The following is a 21,263-nucleotide window of genomic DNA, read 5'->3' as shown; positions in this document are numbered from 1 at the left end:
TTCCCACGTGGGAACGTACTCACACTGTTGAGACCCGTCAATACTCCTGCGGCGCTTGATTCCGCTCGCATGCGTCATCGCACGGGAACCGCCTGTGCGCGCGCCCAGGGCACGGACGCCTCCCAGGGCGTCCCCGACGCCGCTGGATCAGGCTCCGACCGAACCTGCCGGCGGCGCGGTCGAGCCGCGCAGCACCAGCGTCGGCTCCAGTGTCTCCTGGATGCGGCGCCGTCCTGAGCCCTTCTTCGACTCCGCGGTGCCTTCCCGCTCCGCGATCCGCCTGAGCAGCAACTGGGCCGCCCTGTGCCCCATCTCGTACGTGGGCTGCGCGACGGCCGTGAGCCCCGGCTCCACCATCCGCATCCACGCCAGATCGTCGAACGACACCAGCGACACGTCCCGGGGCACGGCAAGGCCGCGTCGGCGCAGCTCCAGCCAAGCCGTCTCGGCCATCAGGTTGTTGACGGCAAAGACCGCGGTGACGTCCGGGTTCTGGTCGAACAGCTCCGCCACCCGGGACCTGGCGTCCGCGGCCTGAAATTCGAGATCGAGCACCAGCCGCTGGTCCAGGGGCACGCCGGCGGCGCGGTGTGCGGCACGGTAGCCATCCAGCCGTTCGGCGCCGGTGGCCCACTTGGTCTCGTCGATCAGCAGCGCGATGCGTCGGTGGCCAAGTCGCAGAAGGTGCTGGGTGGCCTCCCAGGCACCGTGCTCGTTGTCGATGACCACGGAGTCGCACCCGCGGGCTCCGGAGCGCCGGTCGGCCTCGACGACGCTCACGCCCCGCTCGACGAGCAGCTCGGTGGCCGCCGCAGCAGCCGGAGTGAGCACGACGCCGGTAGCCCGCATCGCGACGAACGCCTTGGCGCCGTCAAGTTCCCGTTCGAGGTCGCCATGGTCGTCCACCAGCACCATCTGGTAGCCGGCCGCGCGCAGCGCCTGCTCCACGCCCGCCGCGAGCTCCGCGTAGAACTGATTGCGCAGATCGGAGACGAGCAGGCCGACGACATTGCTGCGCTGCCCCTTCAATGTGCGTGCCAGGGCGTCGGGGACGTACCCGATCCGCTGGGCGGCCGCGAGCACGTCCTCGCGGATGTGCGCCGCCACATAGCCCTGCCCGCTGAGCGCGCGGGACGCGGTGGAGCGGGAGGTCCCCGCCTCCCGTGCCACGTCGTGCAGGGTGGGGCGTCGCCGCCCGACCGCGGGCATGTTCCGGTCGTCTTCGCCCCCGCCGACCGGTACCCCTTTTCCGCGATCAGCCATCCGCCGCTGTCTCCTCGCCCCGATTGCCGCCGCCCCCACACCGTCCGCCGGCCGTGTCCGCCCGCGGTGAGTGGTGCTGCTGGCACAATAACGTGATCGTCCTGCCGTACTCCGGCCGAACGCTGCCGCCGGTCGCCCCGGCTCACACTCCCGGTCCCCCCGGCGCCTCGCCCTCCTCCGACCGCCGTCCCGGCGCCACCGTCACCAGGGCCTCGGCCTGCTGCCCGAAGCGCACCCCGCCGACCGTGAGGTCCACCGCCACGCGCCGCCGGGCTCCGCTCGCTGCCGAAGGCACGGTCACCTCGAACACCAAGGTCGCCTCGCCACCTTGCGGCGGCTTCACCTCCTGCTCGGCGGGCTGCGCCACCCAGCCCCGCGGAACCACCATCCGCACATGGGCCGTGCGCGCCGCCGGGAAGGGATTGCGCACGCGGACCTCCAGCACCAGAGTCCGGCCCGGCTCCACCACCGAACGGTAGGGAGCGATCCGGGCACCGAAGCCCTCGGCGTCGAAGTCGATCTCAGTGGGCAGCAGCTCGCGGTGCAGCCGCGCCACTCGCTTCCCCTCCTCCAGCAGCATGTCCAGGTAGTCCTGGGTGACCTTGCGAGGGGGCCAGTGACCGCTGATCATCAGGTCGGGGTTCAAGGCGCGGTACAGCTCGGCGCTGCGCCGGAAGTCGTCGATCCGGAAGCGGTTGCGGTACTGGTAGTTGAGCACTTCGGGCCGCTCGCCCGACCGCCACTCGGTGGACTGCTGATCCCCGGTCGCCACGACACGGCGCCCGTCCACCTCGAAGGAGTACGCGGCCGCGTACAGGGTGTGGCCCGGCAGTTCGTGCACGCCGATCTCGTACTCGCGCCAGGTCACGGGCGCACCAACCGGCAGATCGCGGTCCACCGGGATCGGGTCGAACCACAGACAGGGCAGGTCCCAGCGTTTCGGGTCCTGGAGCACCGGGGTCACGTTGGAGGGTGACCAGACGGCAGTGCCCTCCACCTCGCGCAGCAGATTGAACCCGGCGACATGGTCGTCGTGGTAGTGGGTGGGCAGAGCCACCTCGACGCGGTCGATGCCGTGGACGCGTCGCAGCGACTTCAGGCACGCCAGCAGAGGCCGTCGGCTGGAGCGGTCGTGCCCGCCGGCCAGGCCGGTGGTCAGGTCGTAGCCGAAGTCCAGCAGCAGTGCCGTGCCGTGGTCGGAGAGCAGCGCGTATGTCAGGGCGTTGCTGGTGCGGTTGCGCAGCAGGTGGGGCGTGACCCGCTCCCACGGGTCGTCCAGCATGGCGTCCAGATCCCAGGGGCGTCTGCGGCGTGAGTCCAGCAGTTCCTGAAGTCCCGACCGCAGCCGGGCGACAGCGGCACGTGGATCCGTCACCGGCTCCCCGTGCGACGGAAGCAGCATGGCAGGGGCGTGATCGAGCAGTTGCCGACAGGACAGGGCCGTGGCGGCGACGCCCTCCATGCCGGCGCTCTCGCCTCCCGTGTACGCCCACTGGGTGGCGGCCAGCGACCACACCCGTCCCTCACCGTGGATCAGGTCACCGACGAAGGCGAGGCGCTTTCCGCCGATCTCCACCAGGTAACTGACGGAGCCGACCGTGTGGCCGGGAGTGGGGAGGGTGAACACCTCGAACGGTCCGTAGGAGCCGGTGCGGTACTCGGCCACGCTGCCGGTGACCGGGACCTGCTCCAGCAGGGAGTACCGGTCCTGGCGCACGTCGTAGTCGTTGTCGAGCGGCCGGGTACGCCAATGCTCGTCGACGTTTTCGATGAGGTCCCGCTCCACCGGCGGGACCCAGACCCTGATGCCCGCGGCGACGGCACGTGCCAACCCCTGCACCTGGTCGCGGTGGTGATGGGTGATCAGGACGTCGGTGACCCGGTCGATTCCGTAGTCGTCGAGGCGGTCGAGGACCTCGCCGCTGCCGAAGTCGACGAGCACCGCCTCCCGCCCACGGCGCAGCACGTACACGTGACAGGTGTCCTGGAAGCGGAATACATCCGTGCCGATCAGCATGGGTCTCCTGTGGTTCCCGATCGGGTGAGGGGTGTGTCAGGCATCCACGCGGCGCCGCTCGTCCCAGGCGCGCCACGCGGACCGTACGGCGGCGTAGTCCTCGGGACCGAGCGGTTCCCCGGTGCGGTCGAGATGGGTGCTGTAGTACAGGGCGGGCACGCCCAAGCCGGGCTTGGCGGCCAGGTAGGCCCGCCACTGCTCCCGGTCAGGCACGCACCAGTCGTCGGTGTCGATGAGCAGGCCGGGGCAGGCGGCGGCGACCACGGCGGCTCGGTGGCGCATCTGCGGCACGATCGGGGCGTCGGGTTCGGGGTCGTCCAGGCGCAGCATGTCGTTGAGCCGCACCATGTCGGTGACGTCGGCGAAGGCCGGGTGAGGGGTGTGCGTGATGACGAGCGCGTCCGGCTTCACGCGCTTGGCCGCGTCGTACACCGTGGACAGCAACTGGTGCAACAGGGCGATCCCCCATCGCGGACCGTGGTGAGTCAGCGCCGCTCCGCTGGGTGTCCGGGCGGTGAAGTCGATCTTCAGTCCGTCCGCTCCGAGGCCAGCCGGGCCGTCGCCGAGCATGCGTGCCACGCCGTCCTCGAGCACTGTGCGGGACGCGGGGTTGCCCGGGTCGAGTGCGACGGGCCTGCCTTCGGAGTTGCGGACGCACAACTCTTCGCCCAGGCCCTCCCACAGCCAGGCGGGCCACCACAGCAGGACGCGTTGCCCGCGTTCCCGGCGCGCCCTGATCCACCCCCGCAGGTCGGGCCACTTGCCCGGGTCCGGCTCACAGGTGCCGTACCGCAGCTGCCACTTGTCGTCGATGACGATCGTTCCCGGCTCCAGGCCCTGGCCGGCGAGGTGCGCGAGATAGCGGTCGTACTCGGCCTGGCCGGCCAGGGCCTGGGCAGCCCGGCCGGTGACGCGCGCCTCGTGGTTCTGCGCTCCCCAGCCGCAGAACATCGGCGCTGACCACCAGTCGGGGCGCGGAGGCCTTGGGCCTGCCGGCACCGCGCCACGGGAGATGAGCCGGGCTGTGTAACGGCGCAACGCCTCGTACGGGTCGGGGCTGCCCGGCGTGAACACCACGGTGGGTGTGCGGAATTCGCCGTCCACCCTGGTGTGACCTTCGTAGTCCAGACGCAGGGCGAACCCGCCGTCCGCCGGGACGTAGGCGAGCTGCGTGAACGTCATGTCCGATACCGGGGCGTCGACGGCGAGCGACCACCACCCCTCGGGAACGGGCTGCCCGGGGTCTTCCACCGCCGGCGCGGTGGTCAGCGCCAGGCACAGCGGAGCGGGCGTGAAGAACCAGTGCCCGCGCCCCGGCCCGGCGTCTCCCACCACTCCCATGACCGCGCTCTCGCCGGCGGCACGCACCAGGCGGCGGGGGTCGCCCGGGTTCGGCGAGAAGAGCGTGCGGAAGGAACTGCCGCTCGGCAGGTACCCGCCACCACCGGGCAGCACGGAACGCCCGGCCAGCAGGTGCACCTCCCCCAGCGTCCCGCTGCCACGTACCGACCAGGACAGTTCCACCGCTTCCGGGCGGCACTCGATGCGCACTGCCGCCCCCTCCCAGCGGGTGCTGCGTCGCTCGGCCTCGATGACGGGGTACGGATGCTGCCGCAGGAGCACCGGCGGGGTCGTTTCGGCGGTCTCGTCCGGCCCGTCCAGCGTGTCCAGCGCCCCGAACAGCTGGAGGACGGCTACCTGGGGACCCCGGCCGTCGGCGTCCGACCCCCCGCCGGGGGCGAACACTCGCGCAGAGCGGCCATCAGCGGCCACACTCATGCCGTAGGTCCTGGTCCGTATCTCGATGCGCCCCTCGCACCGACCCCACCACGCCCCGCCCGACGCTGTCGCCACCACAACCCGCCCCTCTGTCCGCGCGGCGTCCGAGGTCGCCCGTGACTGGAATCGTTCCCATATGAGAACGTACCCAGGTCGCCCTCGCGTGGTCAACTGGCGGGCAGGATTCAACGGCCGGGTCCTGTCACACCTCCGCGCTCACCGCCGGTTGTCGCCTGCCGCGTACCGGCAACGTCTGGGTCAAGAGAGCGCATGCGCGACCGCGGGCAGCAGGCTCGCCGCGCGATCGCGACACGCTTCGACAAACCCGACGCCCGCTACCCGGCCGGCCTCCACCTCGCAGCACTCATCCCCTGGCTCCGCGAACCCCACCGAGATCATTTGTCAGACAGGGCCTGGCCAAGGCGGCCACCCCTGGGACCGGGCTGCGCACTCGCGGGTGCACGACCAACCCTTCCAAGGCAACGCGCTCGGCCCTTCGTACGGTGCGACGGCAGCTGCCCGCCGGGCATCTGGAGTCTCCACGCGGGCGAGCCATCCAGCCGGCTGCCATGAGTCCCAGCCTGCCGGCTCGGCCTTGACCAGGCCTGACCGGCAGGTGCCCGCCCGAACAACCGAAGAGGCCTGCGCAGGCCTTGCCAAATGAATGATCGGTCCATGAGCATGGCGCCCGCACACCCCTGACATCGTGGTCGAAGGGACACTCATGGCGCACCAGCTCCCGGGCAGCACCCGCAGAACCGTCCTGTCGGCCGCCGCCGCGACGGCCGCCGTGGGTGCGGCAGTGACCGGATCGGCGGAACCCGCCGCCGCGGCCGGCCCGGCGCCCGCTGCGCAAGGTCATGGCCGTCCGGCCACCGCCCAGCGCCCCAGCCGCGAACTGCGCGCACTGCTCGCGGAGATCGACCAGGATCGCATCGAGTCGATCGTGCACCGCCTCGCCGCCTTCGGTACTCGCCACACCCTCTCGACGCAGGACGATCCCGAGCGCGGCATCGGAGCCGCCCGCGACTGGATCTACGCCGAGATGAAGAAGTACGCGGCGGCGTCCGGCGGCCGGATGACTGTCGAGCTCCAGTCATATGTCCAGCAGCCCGCGTCGCGGATACCCACACCGACCAGGATCACGAATGTGGTGGCGACCCTGCGCGGTTCGGTCGACCCCGACCGCGTGTACGTCGTCACCGGCCACTACGACTCCCGCTGCACCGACGTCATGGACTTCACCAGCGACGCGCCAGGCGCCGACGACGACGCCTCCGGTGTGGCCGTGGCCATGGAACTGGCCCGCGTCATGGCCACCCGGCGTCCGGCTGCCACGATCGTCTTCGCGGCCGTCGCAGGCGAGGAGCAGGGGCTGTACGGGTCGACGCACCTGGCCCAGGTGTTCAAGGACGCCGGCGCGGACGTCCAGGGCATGTTCACCAACGACATCGTCGGCAGCTCGACTGCCGACGACGGCGACCGGGACCCCGGCACGGTGCGGCTGTTCGCCGAGGGCGTGCCGACCTCCGAGACCCCGGAACAGGCCGACATACGCCGCTCCGTGGGCGGTGAGAACGACTCGCCGGCCCGCCAGCTCGCTCGCTTCGTCCGGGACGTCGCCGACAACGACGCCACCGGCATGCACGTCCGCGTGATCTACCGACGCGACCGCTACCTGCGCGGCGGCGACCACATCCCCTTCCTCGAACGCGCCTATCCCGCCGCCCGCTTCACCGAACCGGCCGAGGACTTCGCGCATCAACACCAGGACGTCCGCGTCGAGAACGGCAAGCAGTACGGCGACCTTCCCGAGTTCTGCGACTTCGCCTACATCACCCGCGTCGCGAAGGTCAACGGCGCTGCACTGTGGACGCTCGCGCAGGCGCCTGGCACCCCGCAGGGGGTCAAGATCCTCACTTCCTCACTGACCAACGACACCGAACTGGTCTGGGACCGCGGATCGGAGCCCGACCTGGCAGGGTATGAGGTCGTGTGGCGCGAGACGACTGCGCCGGAGTGGGAGCACGTGATCGACGTCGGCGACACCACGCGCCAGACGGTCGACCTGTCGAAGGACAATGTGTTCTTCGGCGTCCGTGCGGTCAACCACGCCGGCAACCGCAGCCCGGTCGCCTTCCCGACACCTCAGCGCTGACCCGGGGAGCCGTTCGGGCTGGGCCTTCGCAGCCGCCTGCCGGCAGCGGGCACGGGTCCGCATGCGCAACCGGGCACTCGTTGCGCAGCGCATCCCTGTGTGTGAGCCCTGGACGGATTCGCGGGGAGGCGTCCCGCTCGCGCCGCGGTGGCCACCTGGGTGCGTGGCCGCCGCGACGCGAGCCGGGCAGGAGAGCCGCCGGGTGTCAGCCGCGCAGTGCCGCCATGCCGGCCGCGCTGATCCTGGAGAAGCGCAGGGACTGGCCCGGATCCGCGCTGCCGCCCGGGGCGTTGTCCTGCTCGTAGTTCGAGTTGTAGTGGCCCTTGGCGCCGACGCTCCGGTAGAAGGTCGTGTAGTCGATGTCGCTGCGGGGGTCGCCGAACGGGATGAAGTTGTAGCCGTTGCCGACGCCGGGCGCCTCGCCGGTGGCGTCGCCGTCCTTGGCGTGGAACAGCTGGTAGCGCTGCGGCTGCTTGGCGACCTGGGCGGCCGGGTCGAAGACGTCCTCGACGCGGTTGCCCTCCCAGTCGTAGCGCCACCGCCACTGGTGCTGGGCGACGTGCGCCCAGTACACGTCCATCTCGATGACGCACAGGGCCGGGTCGGTGATGTCGAGGTAGTGCTGCATGAGACGCTTGCCCGACTCTCCCCGCACCTGCGTGGGCGGGATCGGTCTGCCGGTCACGCGGTCCTCGGTCACGGTGACCATGGGACCGTCCTGGAGGAAGTTGTAGGCCGGCGAGTGGTTGTGGGTGTACAGGTGGATGCCCCACTGCCGGCTGATCGTGTTCAGCGCCTCCCATTTCTCGCCGGCGACGGTCCACGGCTCGATGTTGCGGTTGCCGGCGTTCGTGGGGTCGCTGCCGGTGCCCATGTACGGCGTGCCCAGGATCGCCGCGAATTCCAGCTCGGTCTGCAGCCGCTCGTAGTCCTGTGCGGACATGGCGCCGCCGGGGCTGTTCGGGCCGTTCCACGTGTTGGGGATGAAACCGTGGTTGCCGATCGCCTCCAGACCGTACGCGTCGAGGAAGCCGCGCAGCGTACGCGCGTACGCCAGGTACGCCGCCCGCGACTGCGGTGTGGTGACACCGCCCGGCGCCGGGTTGGGCACGTCGCCGCCGGGGTTCGCGGCGTTCTGGCCGTATCCGGCGAACTCGATCTGCTGGAAGCCGCAGTTCGCCAGGAACTCGAACAGCTCCGCCCAGCCGCCGGGCAGCGGCACGAGCGGGCCGAGGTCGGTGGGGTCCTGCGGGAAGTTGGGTCCGCCCAGGCGGCCCATGGTGGGTGAGACGCCGAGCCGCGCGCTCGCCGCGATGCCGACCCGCGTGGGCACGTCGCGCTGGCTGTAGGCGATCGTGCCCAGCTTGCCGCCCGGGATGAGCCGGCCGTCGGCCGCGCTGGCCCGGGCCGGCGTGAACACGGATGCGGGGCCGATCGGGCTGAAGGCCGCGGCCACCGCCGCGCCCGCGCCGACCATGAACCGGCGCCGGTTGAACGTGCTGTCGAAGGCCATCGTGGTCCCTCTTTCGAAGTGGCTGAACCGGATCAGGGCCGGGGCGCCGTGGTGATCGCACGGCGCCCCGGCCGCGGGGTGGTGCTAGGACGCGCTCACTCCTTGTCCGCCGAACTCGGCCCAGTTGAGGTTGAACAGGTTGCCGCCGGTCTGGCCGCCGTTGACCGACTTGAACACGAGGTAGATCTTGTGCTTGCCGCCCGGGTCGGTGATCGGGAACTTCTGGCTCTGCCAGGTCGCCGTGCCACCGGTCGAGGTGAGATTCGCCGTGGTGAGGACCGGCCCGCCGACGGAGTCGAGGTGGACCTCGACGGCGGCCATCGGGCTGCCCGCCGGCACCTGCGTCGAGGTGCTCGCCACCCGGAACGTCAGCGAGTCGATGCCGCGCAGGTCGAACGGTCCGTTCAGGCCGATCCAGTCGCCGTTGCCGAGGCTGCCGCGGTGCTGGCTGCCGCCGTCCGGGTCGTTCGTCGTGGCGACGTTGGTGCCGGACTCCTCCAGGGCGACCTCGGCCTCCTGGCGCTTTTGCCGGATCTGGTTCTGGGCGACCGTCGTCAGCGCCGGAACGCCGCCGGCTCCGCCGCCATCGGTGTAGGAGGCGCTGATGACACCGAACACGTTGCCCCCGTGGGAGACGTCGTTGGCATCGGTGGCCAGCACACCCGTGCAGCCGTGGGCGCTCTGCTCGGCGTGGCCGTGGGTGTCGTGGCCGAGGACGAACGTCACCTCGACCTTGCTGCAGTCGATCGTCCCGTCCTCGGGATCGGTGACCGTCACGGAGAACGGGATGCTCTCTCCGAAGGAGAACAGGCCGCCGTCGGCCGGCGTCTTGACGGTCACGGTGGGCGCGGTGTTGCCGACCGTGATGGTCGTGTTCGCCGAGGCGGACTTGCCGCTGGAGTCGAGCACCGTCAGCTTCGCGGTGTACTGTCCCGGCGTCGTGTAGGTGTACTGGGGGTCGGGGTCGATCGAGTCGACGGTGCCGTCACCGTTGAAGTCCCACTCGAACCGGACCGAGTCGCCCGCGTCGGGATCCCGTGAACCGGCGCTGGAGAATTGCACGTTCAGCGGCGCGGGGCCGTTCGTCGGGGTGGCCGCGAGCACCGGGATCGGTGCGCGCTTGCCCTTGACGTAGTCCCACCGGTACAGGCCGGCGTCGGCGTTGCTGTTGAAGAAGCCGTCGCCGTAGCCGAGCAGGTAGAAGTGGCCTTTCCCGTCGAACTGCATGTCCATCGGGTTGTCGCACTCGAACGGCTTGTTCGTGTCCGGGACCCGCTTGGCGTTGAGACCGGCGCAGTCGAGCACGTCGTTGATCTTGAACACGCGGCCCTTGGAGTCCAGGCGGACCTCCTTGAGGGTGTCCCGGGTGAACTCGCCGACGAAGACCGCGTTGTCGTAGTACGGCGGCAGCTTCGTGGGATCCGGGTCGTCCGCGTCGAAGTGGTACTTGGCCGCGCCCTGCGGGCCGACCCCGCCGGTGCCGAGCTCGGGGAACAGCCGCGGGCAGGTGGTGGCGCCGGAGCCGTTGTAGTAGGCGAGGCACGGCGTGCCGATCGGGTTGTCCGCCCGGTTCTCGGGCGTGTACGAGTACCAGATGTCCGGGTTGGTGATCGGCGGTCCGTACTCGAGGCCGGGCTCGACGCTGGGCCCGCCCTTCAGATTCCACCTGGAGTTGTTCTGCGGACCGTGCTCGGGGTTGTCGCACTCGAACGGCTGCGCAGGACTGTCCAGCGGCGTGGAGGTGTTGAAGTCCCAGCGGTAGTACGGCAGGTCCTGCTTCACGCACAGCGGCCAGCCGTAGTTCGCCGGCTTGCGCACGATCTCCACCCGGCCGGTCCCGGCGGGCCCGCGGAAGTTCTGCGGGGTCTGCGAGTCCGGCGAGTAGTCGGTGATGTAGGCGACGTCGTTCTCGTCGACCTGGACCCGGAACGGGTTGCGGAATCCCATGGCGTAGATCTCCGGACGGGTCTTGTCCTTGCCGACCGGGAAGAGGTTGCCCGAGGGCACCGTGTAGGCGCCGCCGAACTTGTTCTGATCGCCGGCGGCGATGTCGCCGTCCTTGACCGAGATGCGCAGGAGCTTGCCCCGCAGGTCATTGGTGTTCTGCGCCGAGCGGCGAGCGTCGACGAACGGGGCGTTGTACTTTCCGCTGGTGGTCAGCATGTCGTTGAAGGGAGCGAAGCCCCCGGAGTTGCCGCCGCCGGCCGGGGTGTCGTCGCCGGTGACCATCCACAGGTTGTTGTGCTTGTCGAAGTCGATGTCGCCCGCGACATGGCAGCAGGCGCCGCGGTTGACCGGAACCCGCATGATCTGCTGCTCGGAGGCGACATCGAGGTGCGCGGGCGTGTCCCCGTCGGCATCGACGAACTTGAAACGGGACAGCTGGAAGTACCCGACCCAGGGATCCCAGACCGCCGGTGAGTCCCCGGTGGTCGGCGCGTCCGCCGTGGGAGTCGTCTGTGTGACGACCTCACCCGTCGACAGCTTCACATCCTTCACGGTGGGAGGCGCGTAGTAGAGGTAGACCCAGTGGTTGGTCTTGAAGTCGTTGTCGATCCCCGGCCCGTACATGCCGTCTTCGCTGTTCTGGTAGACCGGGATCTGGGCCAGCACGGTGGTCGTGTTCGACTTGGGATCGTGCAGCCGGACGCTGCCGCGGCGGTCGGTCTGGATGGCCCGGCCGTCGGGAAGGACGTCGAAGCCGATCGGCTCGCCCAGGTTCGGCGGGGCCGCTACGGCCGTCTGCTGGTAGTTGGACAGCACCGTCGCGCCGCAGTCGGAGTACACCGGGTCGGCCTGTCCGGCCGCCCATTTGATCGCGCCACCGAGGTGCGAGCGCATGTCGCCCTCGCGGAAGCCGGCGGCGGTGTTGCCGAGCGCGGTGTAGAAGGAGCGGCCACCCTCGAAGTCCTTGCACCAGGTGACCGGGTGGTCGGCCCCCATCGTGCCGCCGCTGATGCCGGTGAGCGTCTCCCCCGACGGCTGCTTCTTGAAGGTGTCCTCGACGACGGTGGCGAGCACATGGCTCTTGCCGCGCACATTGGTCTTGAAGTTGTACCAGGCGTCGGAACGGGTCCAGTACTCCGGCAGGTTCTTCGACGCCTCGTGGACGCGGTCGGCGACCTTGATGGTGCCGGGCTGCACGTCGGTCCGGCCGGATGCGCGGGTGCCGAGGACGTCGGACAGGAATGTCCACTCGGGCTGGGCCTCGATCGCCGAGCCGACGGCGACGAAGCCGCCGCCCGCGCGGTAGTACGCCTCGAAGGCGTCCTGCTGGGCGGTGTTGAGCACGTCACCGCTGGTGTTGAGGAAGACGACGGCGCGGTACTGCTTCAGGTGCTCCGCGTCGAACTTGCGGGCGTCGTCGGTGACTTGGACCGCGAACCGGAGCTGGTCGCCCAGCTGTCTTATGGCGTCCACACCGGCGTTGGTCACCGACGGGTGCGCCTCCGTGGATTTCGTGAAGACCAGGACTCTGAACTGATTGCCGGAGCTGTCCGGCACTGCGGCGTCCTGTGGGGACGCCGCGGCCGGGACGGACGCCGACGCCAAACCGATGAGCATGCTGCCCAGGAGCGCGAGCAGCGCGCCGAACACGGTGAGGCGGCGGCGAAAGGCTATGCGCATGGAACCTCCTCAGGAGTACGCCGGACCAACGGGCCGTCGTGCGGAGACGACCCAGGCGGGAAGGGTGCGGTATGCGCTGGTATGCCCAGAAGAAACGTCAGACAGGTGATCGGTCGCTGCGGTGCGGGCGGGACGGGGTGGCGACAGGTGCGTGCACGATGCCGAGCTGCGCGTCAGCGCCCACCGGGATCACTGGTGAGCGGCTGGCTCGGGCCGAGTTCCTGCGCGGATCGTATAGCCGCGAATCCGACAAAGAAAGAGTCTGTTGCGCGCAAGTTTCCAGTAAAGGGGCAGAACTTCTGCTGAGTTGAGGCAAAGTCTGCTGCCGGTGAGAGGAACGCCGTTGCCCAGCCGGCGATCGCCAGCCCCTCGCGCATGCCGGGCGGGCCCTGCCCGGCCGGCCGCGCCGGGCCGTCCCGTCGGTGCGGATCGCATCGAGGACGCGGTCGCTACGACCAGGGCGACCACGGCACCACCGGATAACCGCAGGTGATGGTGTGTCAGAGATCCTCTGCACCGACCCCGGACCAAGCGGCTCGGCCTGCGGCGCTGGCCGGCCGGCACCGTTCTCGTCGTGGCCTACGCCACCGCGGTCCTCGTGGCCGCCGCGGTGTTCCACACCCGCAACGCCGCGGGCCACGGAGCAGTCGTCGTGGCGACGAGCAGCCCAGGCAGCCCGCCTGGTTCGGCCCTGGAGGGTTGCGAGCCGGTCGATCAGCAGGCGGTTGACCTAGTCGGGGCGCTCCTGCTGGATCCAGGGGGTTGTGTCATGTGAAGGCAGGTGTCACGCAAGCCTTGGGGCAACGGGTGGTTCAGGGCGGCGTGAGGGTGTCGAGTTGTGCAGCGAGGTCGGGGTGGGTGGTGGTCAGGTGAGGGCGGGCGGCGTTGAGGGGGTGGATGAGCTCGGCGGGGTCGTCGTGGGCAAGAGCCGCGTGGAGCTGACTGAGGGAGCGGCGGGCCGCGGCGGGCAGGTCGGTGAGGGCGGTGATCTGGCCGGCGATGCGGCGCAGGTCGGCTGCGTTGCGGCGGGCCCAGGTGGCGGTGGTGCGTTCGGCGGCGCGGCGTTCGCGGGTGGCCTGGACGCGTTGTTCGCCGGTGCTTCCGGCGGGGCCGGGGCGGCCGCGCAGGTAGCGGCGTTCGGCGGCCTGGCGGCTGGCGACGCCGAGGGGGTGGGCGAGGTCGGCCCAGCTGGCTCCCGCGTCGCGGGCGGTTTCGATCAGGCCGGTCTCCCATCCGGCGAGCTGCTCGCGCACCCGTCGCAGCAGCATCAGCGAGGCAAGCGCCTGCTCCGGCCCGGGACCGGGCTCATCCGGGGCGTCCGGGGACACTCGCTGGGCGTCGCGCAGGGCGTCGTCTATGGCGCGCAGGGCCGCCGAGGCGGCGAGGAACGACGCCGGGCTGTGGGCATTCGTGCTGGTCGTGGACGGCTGGTCGGCTGTGGTCACGGGCACCTCCTTCTATTGTCATCGTCTGGACGACAACGCGTTTGTCATCCATTGGACGACATGCTACAACGGTGTCAGTGAGGCGCATTGGCAGCGACGTCTGAACCTGCTGGAGGTGTTTTCACGATGTTGATGCGCACTGACCCCTTCCGTGAGCTGGACCGGCTGGCGCAGCAGCTGATGGGCCCGGGCACCTGGTCCCGTCCGTCGGCGATGCCGATGGACGCCTACCGCGAGGGCGACGAGTATGTGGTGGCCTTCGACCTTCCGGGCGTCACGGCGGACGCGATCGACATCGACGTCGAGCGGAACATGCTCACCGTCAAGGCGGAGCGGCGGCCGGTGGCGAAGGGCGACGACGTGCAGATGGAACTGTCCGAGCGGCCGCTCGGTGTCTTCTCCCGCCAGATCGTGCTCGCCGACACCCTCGACACCGAGCACATCCAGGCCGACTATGACGCGGGCGTGCTCACCCTGCGCATCCCGATCGCCGAGCGCGCCAAGCCCCGCAAGATCTCCATCGGCGTCGGATCCGGCCGCAAGGAGATCTCCGGCTGACATCGACCGGACGGGTGCGGAGGGCGGGCACCCGATCTCTCCCTCACCCCGCCCTCCGCACCCCTTCGGCAGTCCGAAGAAGAAAGGGAGTGGCGGCCGAGATGACTCTGCGACGCGAAGCGTTCCTCGGCCACGTGAAGGAACGCGGCGAGTACGACACTCTGGAGGAAGCCGAGCGCGCGGCTCGTGTGGTGCTCGCTCTCCTCGGCGCACACCTGGTCGGCGACGTCCGCGCCCAACTGGCGGCCCGCCTGCCTGAGGCGTTTGCCCTGATCCTGCTCAACCCGCTGCAGAGCGCCGAGCCGCTGTCCCCGGAGCGGTTCGTCCGCGCGACCGCCGCGTGGATCGAAGGCGCCACCGAGCAGACCGCGGCCTGGGACGTCAGCGCCGTGCTGTCCACCGTCGCCGACGCAGCCGACGAGGACTTGCTGGGCCAGATCCTGCTCGAGCTCCCCGCCGGCTACGACCTGCTCTTCGGCCGCCCCCAGCCCACCTGACCATCCTGTACGCCGGTGCCCGGACACCGGCCATCGCGAGAAAGGCAACCACCCCAGTGATCTCCGACCGGCACGCACCGACCCAGCAGCCGTACGGGACGGCGTACGAGCAGATGCTGGAGAAGGTCCGCTATGAGGGCGCCTACCCCACCCTCGAGAGAGCCGACGAAGCCGTCCGTCTGGTTCTTGCCGGACTGGGGCGCCAGCTGACCGGCGACGAACGCGTCGACCTGGCCCGCTGCCTGCCCCTGGAAGCCGCACGCATCCTGACCACGCAGATCCCCGACCCCCAGCCACTGACCGGCTGGGCCTTCGTCAAGGACCTCGCCGCCCGCACGGGCGCCTCCTTGGCCACCACCCGCTGGGACACCGGCTCGGTCTTCTCCGCCGTCGCCGCCTGCACCGGCCCCGACCTGCTCACTCGAATCCTCCACCAGCTCCCCACCGGCTACGCCCTGCTGTTCGGCCGCGCCGAACTCACCCCGGCCGCCTAGACTGCGAAGTGCGTCCTCGGGGCGGGCACGACGACCCCTGCGGCGCCCGACTTCGGGGGTCAGCCGTGGGTGCGGCGTGCCGTGGAGGGCGGGGTGAAGGACCTGCCCTCAGCGATCCGTGACCGCGGCAGTTCCTTGAGGATCAACCGCAACGACTGCGGACAGAACGCCCCGGCCGGCAGGAAGAGGGGGTGACAGCGGTTCGCTGTCACCCCTCCTGAAGCAGGTTGCGATGAGACAGATTGACGTGAGTCTGGTTCGTCGGGGTGGCGGTCACAGCGCGGTCGCCGCGCGGACCAGACCCGCGACCGCCGTGGAGCGGCTGTGCGGGGGCCAGGCGATGACCGTCGTGACGCGCGGCGCGTCGACGACCGGTACGGCGGTCAGGCCCTCTCCCAGGCCGGCGCGGCCCGTCTCCGGGACGATCGCGCAGGCCCGGCCGAGGGCGATGAGCTGGGTCAGCTGGGTGTGGTCGCGCACCTGCGGTCCTGGGCCGTCCGGGAAGGTGCCGTCGGGGCGGGGCCAGCGGGGCAGGGGCAGATCCGGCAGGCCGGTGACCTCCCGGAGCCGCAACTGCGCGCGTGCGCCCAGCGGATGTCCCGCCGGGAGGATCGCGACCTGGCCCTCGGTGTGCAGTTCCTCGGTGTCGAAACCGGCCGTGTCGTCGAACGGCCGGTGCAACAGCGCCACATCGGCCCGGCCGTCGCGCAGCACCGGCGCCTGCTCGCCCGGCCCGCACAGGAGCACGTCCACGGCGACCGCGCCGGGTTCGGCCGCATAGGCGTCGAGGAGTTTCGACAGCAGTTCGCTGGAGGCGCCGGCCTTCGCGGCCAGGACCACGGCGGGGCGGCCGGTCCCCGCGAGGGCGGCCCGGCGGGTGCGCCGCTCGGCCGCCTCGACGGCGTCCAGCGCGGCCCGCGCCTCACGCAGCAGCACCGCCCCGGCCCCGGTCAGTGTGACGCCCCGGCTGCCGCGCTCCAGGAGGGCGGCCCCCAGGCGCCGTTCCAGCCCGGCGATCGCCCGCGACAGCGGGGGCTGGGCGATCCCGAGTCGCTGCGCGGCCCGACCGAAGTGCAGTTCCTCGGCGACCGCCACGAAGTACCGAAGCTCACGCGTCTCCACCCCGCCAGAGTAACCCGGCCGACCAGGGGCGATACCCGGCCGGTATCGCCGCCCACCCGATCGGTCTTGGACCCGCCGCGGGGCGCCGGAGAACCATCGGAGGCATGAGCGAAACGAACGAGACGAACATGGTCGGTGACCAGGTCGACGGACAGCCCGGTGAGCCAAAGGTCGCGCTGGTGACCGGCGCCAACAAGGGCATCGGGTACGAGATCGCCGCCGGACTCGGCGCCCTCGGCTGGCAGGTCGGAATCGGCGCCCGGGACGAGGCGCGGCGCGAGACCGCCGTGGCGAAACTGCGCGCGGCCGGGATCAACGCGTTCGGGGTGCCGCTGGACGTCAAGGACGACGCGAGCGTGACCGCGGCGGCCCGGCTGATCGAGGAGCGGGCCGGACGGCTCGACGCGCTGGTCAACAACGCGGGCATCACCGGCGGCGGCCCGCAGGAACCCACCAGGGTCGATCCGGACCGGGTGCGGGCTGCCGTGGAAACCAACGTCATCGGCGTCATCCGCGTCACCAACGCCCTGCTGCCGCTGCTGCGCCGCTCCCCGTCGCCGCGGATCGTGAACGTCTCCAGCAGCGTCGGTTCCCTCACGCTGCAGACCACGCCCGGCGCCGAGACGGGCCCGATATCCGCCGCCTACGCGCCGTCGAAGACGTTCCTCAACGCCGTCACCGTGCAGTACGCCAAGGAGCTGGCCCACACGAACATCCTGATCAACGCCGTCTGCCCCGGCTACACGGCCACCGACCTCAACGCCTTCCAGGGGGTACGCACCCCGCAGCAGGGCGCGGTCTCCGCGATCCGCCTCGCCACCGTCCCGAGCGACGGCCCGACGGGCCGCTTCTTCTCCGACGAGGGTGAGATCCCCTGGTGACGGTCCTTCCTACGAGGGCGAAATCCGTCGCTGACAGGCGCACGGCCCGCTGCATCGCGGCAGGCTCGCGCTGTCAGGACCGGTCCCGGCAGGGCGGTTTCGACGCCGGTCACGATGGCCCGGCGAGGTGGAGCGGTCGGGCCGGTGGGTCAAGTGCGTCCGGTGGCAGATCTGCCCCGGTGGAGCCTCTTGTGTTCCTGCCCGTCGAGGTGGGTTCCGAGGGCATGCGGGCACGATGCATGCGCCCGGCGGCGGCTCGGGGCAGGGCGCGCGTGCTCCGGCACGGCTGGTGTGGCTGTGCGCCGGGCCAGGAGGATGACGGCCGCGGTCGCGGTGACGACGCCCGCAGGTGCGGAGGTGAGGAGACGCGGGCTGCGTCGTGCAGGCCGTACAGTGAGGTGGTGATGCCGCCGATGACAGCTGGCACGGCGGTGGCGACGTAGCTGACCATGTAGATGGCCGGGATCAGCCCGGCGCGCCGGCCGGACGTGGCCGGAGGGACCGTGGCTGTGGCCCGGTAGGCGCCGAGGAAACCCGGGACCGAAGCCGAGTCCTGCGATGGCAGTGCCCAGGAATAGGGCCCACGATGTCCTGGTCCCCATGGCCGCGAAGGTCACCAGGGCCCCGCCGGTGACAGCGAGACACCCGCCGGCATCATGCGGGCCGGGCTGACCTTGGCGAGCGTTCCGGAGGCGGTGGCGCCTGGCGCCGGTGAGCAGGAAGACGGCAGGATGCGGCGCCTGCGGAGTTCGCTCCCTTCTCACCGGCCCTGGCGATGGGTGCCGCGGCTCGCCGGCCGCTCGGCTCGAGCTCGCGCCGTCTCCGCGGCGTGGCGGGCCTGCTGCGCAGCGTGTTCTGTCTGTGCGGCTCGCCTGCGTGCCTGCTCCAGGTCGTTTCGCATGCGGCGTCGCAGTTCGACCGTGGCGTGGAGTTGCTGAGTCAGCTCTGTCGCGCGCTCCTGGAGTTCCCGCAAGGCGGCTTCGGCGCGCTCGACCTCCGCCTGGGCCTGGTCATGCTCTTCCTGTCGTTTCCTGGCCTGCTGCACGGCTGCTTCGACTTCCCGCTTTCCCCCGCGCGCCCGGTGGGGCGCGACAGCCGGCCGGGCGGAGCTCTCGTTGAGCGCGGCCGTGGCCGCGGTGAAGGCGGCGGGAGGGGTGAGGGCTTTGACGAGCCGGCCGGAGGCCCATTTCTCCGCTGCCTCGGGATCGGCCAAAGCCGCCCGCAGGGTCTGTTCCACTTTGTGCTGTGCGGCCTGCCCGATGGGGTGCCCGGCCTCGGCCGCCAGCAGCCGTGCCTGCTCGGAGAGTGCCGCCACGAGGGTGTGCTGCTGTCTGCTGAGGCGTCTGAGCTGGGTACGGGCACATTCCTGGTGAGCTCGGCGGAGGCCTTCGCCCAGGCGGATCAGCCGGGCGACCTGACGGGGTTCGGAGTGGACCAGCAGGTTGCCGGCCCAGGCCGACAGCGTCGGACGCTTCAGTGCGGCGATCTCAGCGGCCAGAGTGGCTCTTCCAGCCGCGAGCGCCTCCTCCACGCACGCGGTGCGCGCCCGGACGAACTCGGTCGGATGCAGCGTGTACAGCTCCTCAGCGGCACTGTTCAGATCCACGGCCTACCGCCGCCCTTCCCTCCTTCCGCCACTGGGTCCAGCTTTGCACCATTTCATCGAGACACTGCGCAACCATTCACTTCCTGATCCACTCCATTGACGAGCAGGGTGTAAGTGGCACGTCCGTCGAAGAGCCTGGGTGAAGACACCGCCCACGGCAGGCCAGTGCGGATTCGTAGATCATCCCGTTGATGACTCGCCGGTCATCCGCCCTCGGCCGACCGGTCACGGCCCGCGGTATAAGCGCAGCGAGTAAATCCCACTTGTGGCCGCTGAGTTCATGTCGGTGCATCAGGCCGTGATCTGTCAGGAGATGATCTTTGATGACGGGGCAGCTGGACCCGCACAATCACGGCATGCCCAATACTGTCGAGGCAGCCTGGCACAAGATCCTGACCACTGCGGGCGAACCTCGCCCACCGGAAGAATCGCCGCTCTTCGCTCCGTTTGCCGAGTTGGTGCTGGTGGCTCATGCCGAGCCGCTGCTTCGTCAGCTGCACCCCTGGACCGGTATGTGGGAGCTGCACTTCAGCAGGTGCACAGAGATCCGTCACACTTGGGACATCCCCTACATCGGCACGCTGGGAGACGGCCGGTACTACATCGAAGGGCCGAGCCGGACCAGCCCGCGGATCGCCGAGACCGACAGCGCCCAAGCCGCGGTAGCGATGGTCATCGATCGCCTGCCACCGCACTGCGGCCCGGCCTTCGTCGGCAATGCGGAGGAACTGGCCGCCTACGAGAGGGCGCGGGACAGCAGGGAGAAACGGCCGGCCGACTTCGCGGAAACAGCCCCCATGAACGACTGTGAAGACGAGCCCTAGTTGGGCGGTGCCAGGGTGCGCAGGACATCGAACTCGTTGCCCTCGGGGTCGGCCATGACCACCCAGTTCCGGCCAGGGCCCTGGCCCACGTCCACCTTGGCGGCGCCAAGGCCAAGCAGCCTGGCCACCTCGTCGTCGGTACTGCCGTCGATCGGGCTGACGTCCAGGTGGAGGCGGTTCTTCACGGTCTTGCCCTCGGGCACCCGGATGAACACGAGGGTGGGCGGCATCTGGCGGGCCCGGACCTCCTCGACGGTCGGCTCCCAGGAGCCGATCTCGACCTTGCCCTCGCTCTGGTCGATCACCTTGAAGCCCAGGACCGCGCACCAGAAGGCCGCGAGCCGGTCCGGATCGTGGCAGTCGACAACCAACTCGGTGAACCTACTGGTCATTACTCCCCCAGACAGTGCGGACGGAGGCTCAGCCTATGGGGCCGCGCCACCTCTCCGGTCCGGAATCGCTACGACCACCGACCCTTGGAATCGACCATCTAGCCTAGCGGGCGTCCGGGCGACGTGAGCCGCTCCGACCCGCGCAGGACCTGACGAGCGTCAGGCCTTGTCGTCGAGCCAGCCGCTGCAGTTGACGGCGACGCCGTCGACCAGGTTGCAGACCTGGTACGAGACCGGTGAGCCTTCCTTGAATTCATAGTCACAGGTCACCGGCGGGGCGTCGTAGCCCTTGGTGTTCTTGCAGATGTAGGACTGGTAGTTGTTGTACAGGTAGGCGATCGCGCCCTTGCCGTCCGAGTCGTAGTCGTGCACCACCAGTTTCTCGCCGAGTGACTTGAAGTCGGCGGCGGCGGAGCAGCCCGGGTTGCACAGGCTGCTGCTGGCACTGGCCGCAGGCGCCTCGACCAGGGCGCCCGCCAGGGTCAGGGCGGCCGCTGCCCCGAGCATGGCCAGGGACTTGCCCGGGCGCCGACGTGTTGCGGGCGTGCGGCTGTGCTCGACTCTGCGAATCCTCACGCGAGGACCCCCTCTGTCGCGTTCGTCGCGGTTTCGGCCGCCGGGGCTGTCCGCTGTACCAGGACCGCACACAAACGCACCCCGACCACCACACCACCATGAACAGACAACTCCGGCGCGGCGAGATCCTTTTACGCCATGTTCCTCAGCAGCACCTCGCCCTACGGGCGGCAGCCTGCCTCCCGCGGCGCCCTGCCCGTCCCCACGCACCGACCTTCAGCGGCGAATGACGGCTGGCACACGCGGACGCCGACGAGGACCTGGACTGGGTGTCTCGGTGGACTCCACGATCGTGCGAGCCCACCAGCACGCGGTCGGAGGCCGCAAGAGAGGGCCCCGGCCGGCGAGCCGGACGACCAGGGCCTCGGCCGGTCCTGCGGAGGTCTGACCACGAAGATCCATCGCAGGGCCGACGGTAACCGTCGGCCCTGCCCTCCCACCTCGCCGCGGGACAGGCCGGTGACGCACCCTCCACCCGCCTTCGCTGACGTGCCGGCCCGCCTGCGTGTTC

16 protein-coding genes and 1 pseudogene are annotated in these 21,263 nt (G+C 70.4%); 7 read left to right on the top strand and 10 right to left on the bottom strand.

Annotated elements, in window-relative coordinates; translation table 11 throughout:
- Nucleotides 1-147 precede the first annotated feature (147 nt).
- The 3 genes from ABZ484_RS03935 to ABZ484_RS03925 form a co-directional block, all read right to left on the bottom strand.
- A complete protein-coding gene (locus ABZ484_RS03935; RefSeq protein WP_358864304.1) occupies nucleotides 148-1,263 on the bottom strand; it encodes a LacI family DNA-binding transcriptional regulator in 1,116 nt (371 codons plus the stop codon).
- A 142-nt stretch (nucleotides 1,264-1,405) separates the two neighbouring features.
- Complete coding sequence (locus ABZ484_RS03930; RefSeq protein ID WP_358864303.1) at nucleotides 1,406-3,280, bottom strand: MBL fold metallo-hydrolase; 1,875 nt, start codon at nucleotides 3,278-3,280, stop codon at nucleotides 1,406-1,408.
- A 36-nt stretch (nucleotides 3,281-3,316) separates the two neighbouring features.
- Nucleotides 3,317-5,059, bottom strand: a complete 1,743-nt coding sequence (locus ABZ484_RS03925) for a hypothetical protein (RefSeq protein WP_358864302.1) — start codon at nucleotides 5,057-5,059, stop codon at nucleotides 3,317-3,319.
- A gap of 724 nt (nucleotides 5,060-5,783) precedes the next feature.
- Between ABZ484_RS03925 and ABZ484_RS03920 the strand changes: the two genes are divergently transcribed.
- Nucleotides 5,784-7,217 (top strand): M20/M25/M40 family metallo-hydrolase, encoded by a 1,434-nt coding sequence (locus ABZ484_RS03920; RefSeq protein ID WP_358864301.1) that lies wholly within the window; start codon nucleotides 5,784-5,786, stop codon nucleotides 7,215-7,217.
- 205 nt (nucleotides 7,218-7,422) lie between these two features.
- Here the strand turns inward: ABZ484_RS03920 and ABZ484_RS03915 are convergent, their stop codons facing one another.
- The 3 genes from ABZ484_RS03915 to ABZ484_RS03905 all read right to left on the bottom strand — a co-directional run bounded on the left by ABZ484_RS03915 (nucleotide 7,423) and on the right by ABZ484_RS03905 (nucleotide 13,802).
- Nucleotides 7,423-8,730 carry a sugar phosphate isomerase/epimerase gene (locus ABZ484_RS03915; protein WP_358864300.1) on the bottom strand — a complete coding sequence of 436 codons (1,308 nt, stop codon included), beginning with the start codon at nucleotides 8,728-8,730 and terminating at the stop codon, nucleotides 7,423-7,425.
- Nucleotides 8,731-8,814: 84 nt separating this feature from the next.
- Nucleotides 8,815-12,357 (bottom strand): ThuA domain-containing protein, encoded by a 3,543-nt coding sequence (locus ABZ484_RS03910; protein ID WP_358864299.1) that lies wholly within the window; start codon nucleotides 12,355-12,357, stop codon nucleotides 8,815-8,817.
- Between the two features lie 812 nt (nucleotides 12,358-13,169).
- The gene (locus ABZ484_RS03905; protein WP_358864298.1) at nucleotides 13,170-13,802 is read right to left on the bottom strand and encodes a type III effector protein; all 633 of its coding nucleotides are present in this window, start codon (nucleotides 13,800-13,802) and stop codon (nucleotides 13,170-13,172) included.
- A 126-nt stretch (nucleotides 13,803-13,928) separates the two neighbouring features.
- Between ABZ484_RS03905 and ABZ484_RS03900 the strand changes: the two genes are divergently transcribed.
- From ABZ484_RS03900 to ABZ484_RS03890, 3 genes are all read left to right on the top strand, one after another.
- Nucleotides 13,929-14,360 carry an Hsp20/alpha crystallin family protein gene (locus ABZ484_RS03900; RefSeq protein ID WP_358864297.1) on the top strand — a complete coding sequence of 144 codons (432 nt, stop codon included), beginning with the start codon at nucleotides 13,929-13,931 and terminating at the stop codon, nucleotides 14,358-14,360.
- 101 nt (nucleotides 14,361-14,461) lie between these two features.
- Nucleotides 14,462-14,857, top strand: coding sequence for a DUF2267 domain-containing protein (locus tag ABZ484_RS03895; RefSeq protein WP_030183215.1), 396 nt, complete (start codon nucleotides 14,462-14,464; stop codon nucleotides 14,855-14,857).
- A gap of 56 nt (nucleotides 14,858-14,913) precedes the next feature.
- Complete coding sequence (locus tag ABZ484_RS03890) at nucleotides 14,914-15,351, top strand: DUF2267 domain-containing protein (protein WP_358864296.1); 438 nt, start codon at nucleotides 14,914-14,916, stop codon at nucleotides 15,349-15,351.
- Between the two features lie 273 nt (nucleotides 15,352-15,624).
- Here the strand turns inward: ABZ484_RS03890 and ABZ484_RS03885 are convergent, their stop codons facing one another.
- Nucleotides 15,625-16,473: a LysR family transcriptional regulator gene (locus tag ABZ484_RS03885; protein ID WP_358864295.1), complete on the bottom strand. Its 849-nt coding sequence runs from the start codon at nucleotides 16,471-16,473 to the stop codon at nucleotides 15,625-15,627.
- Between the two features lie 128 nt (nucleotides 16,474-16,601).
- Here ABZ484_RS03885 and ABZ484_RS03880 point away from each other — a divergent pair, with 128 nt between their 5' ends.
- Nucleotides 16,602-17,354, top strand: a complete 753-nt coding sequence (locus tag ABZ484_RS03880; RefSeq protein WP_358864403.1) for an SDR family oxidoreductase — start codon at nucleotides 16,602-16,604, stop codon at nucleotides 17,352-17,354.
- A 760-nt stretch (nucleotides 17,355-18,114) separates the two neighbouring features.
- On the opposite strand, the gene ABZ484_RS03875 is transcribed toward ABZ484_RS03880, so the two are convergent.
- The gene (locus ABZ484_RS03875; protein WP_358864294.1) at nucleotides 18,115-18,960 is read right to left on the bottom strand and encodes a hypothetical protein; all 846 of its coding nucleotides are present in this window, start codon (nucleotides 18,958-18,960) and stop codon (nucleotides 18,115-18,117) included.
- A gap of 323 nt (nucleotides 18,961-19,283) precedes the next feature.
- On the opposite strand from ABZ484_RS03875, the gene ABZ484_RS03870 reads away from it, so the two are divergent.
- Nucleotides 19,284-19,784, top strand: a complete 501-nt coding sequence (locus tag ABZ484_RS03870) for a DUF6193 family natural product biosynthesis protein (RefSeq protein WP_358864293.1) — start codon at nucleotides 19,284-19,286, stop codon at nucleotides 19,782-19,784.
- Here the strand turns inward: ABZ484_RS03870 and ABZ484_RS03865 are convergent.
- Complete coding sequence (locus ABZ484_RS03865) at nucleotides 19,781-20,176, bottom strand: VOC family protein (RefSeq protein WP_358864292.1); 396 nt, start codon at nucleotides 20,174-20,176, stop codon at nucleotides 19,781-19,783. The genes ABZ484_RS03870 and ABZ484_RS03865 overlap by 4 nt on opposite strands.
- A gap of 159 nt (nucleotides 20,177-20,335) precedes the next feature.
- Complete coding sequence (locus tag ABZ484_RS03860; RefSeq protein ID WP_358864291.1) at nucleotides 20,336-20,752, bottom strand: hypothetical protein; 417 nt, start codon at nucleotides 20,750-20,752, stop codon at nucleotides 20,336-20,338.
- Nucleotides 20,753-21,026: 274 nt separating this feature from the next.
- Between ABZ484_RS03860 and ABZ484_RS03855 the strand changes: the two are divergent.
- Nucleotides 21,027-21,154, top strand: a pseudogene (locus ABZ484_RS03855) (IS5/IS1182 family transposase); the annotation flags it as partial.
- Nucleotides 21,155-21,263: the final 109 nt, after the last annotated feature.

The sequence above is a fragment of the Streptomyces sp. NPDC006393 genome (genome assembly GCF_040628575.1).
GTDB lineage: Bacteria > Actinomycetota > Actinomycetes > Streptomycetales > Streptomycetaceae > Streptomyces.
Note: the sequence above shows the minus strand (reverse complement) of the source record. Positions and strands in the feature narration are given on the sequence as shown.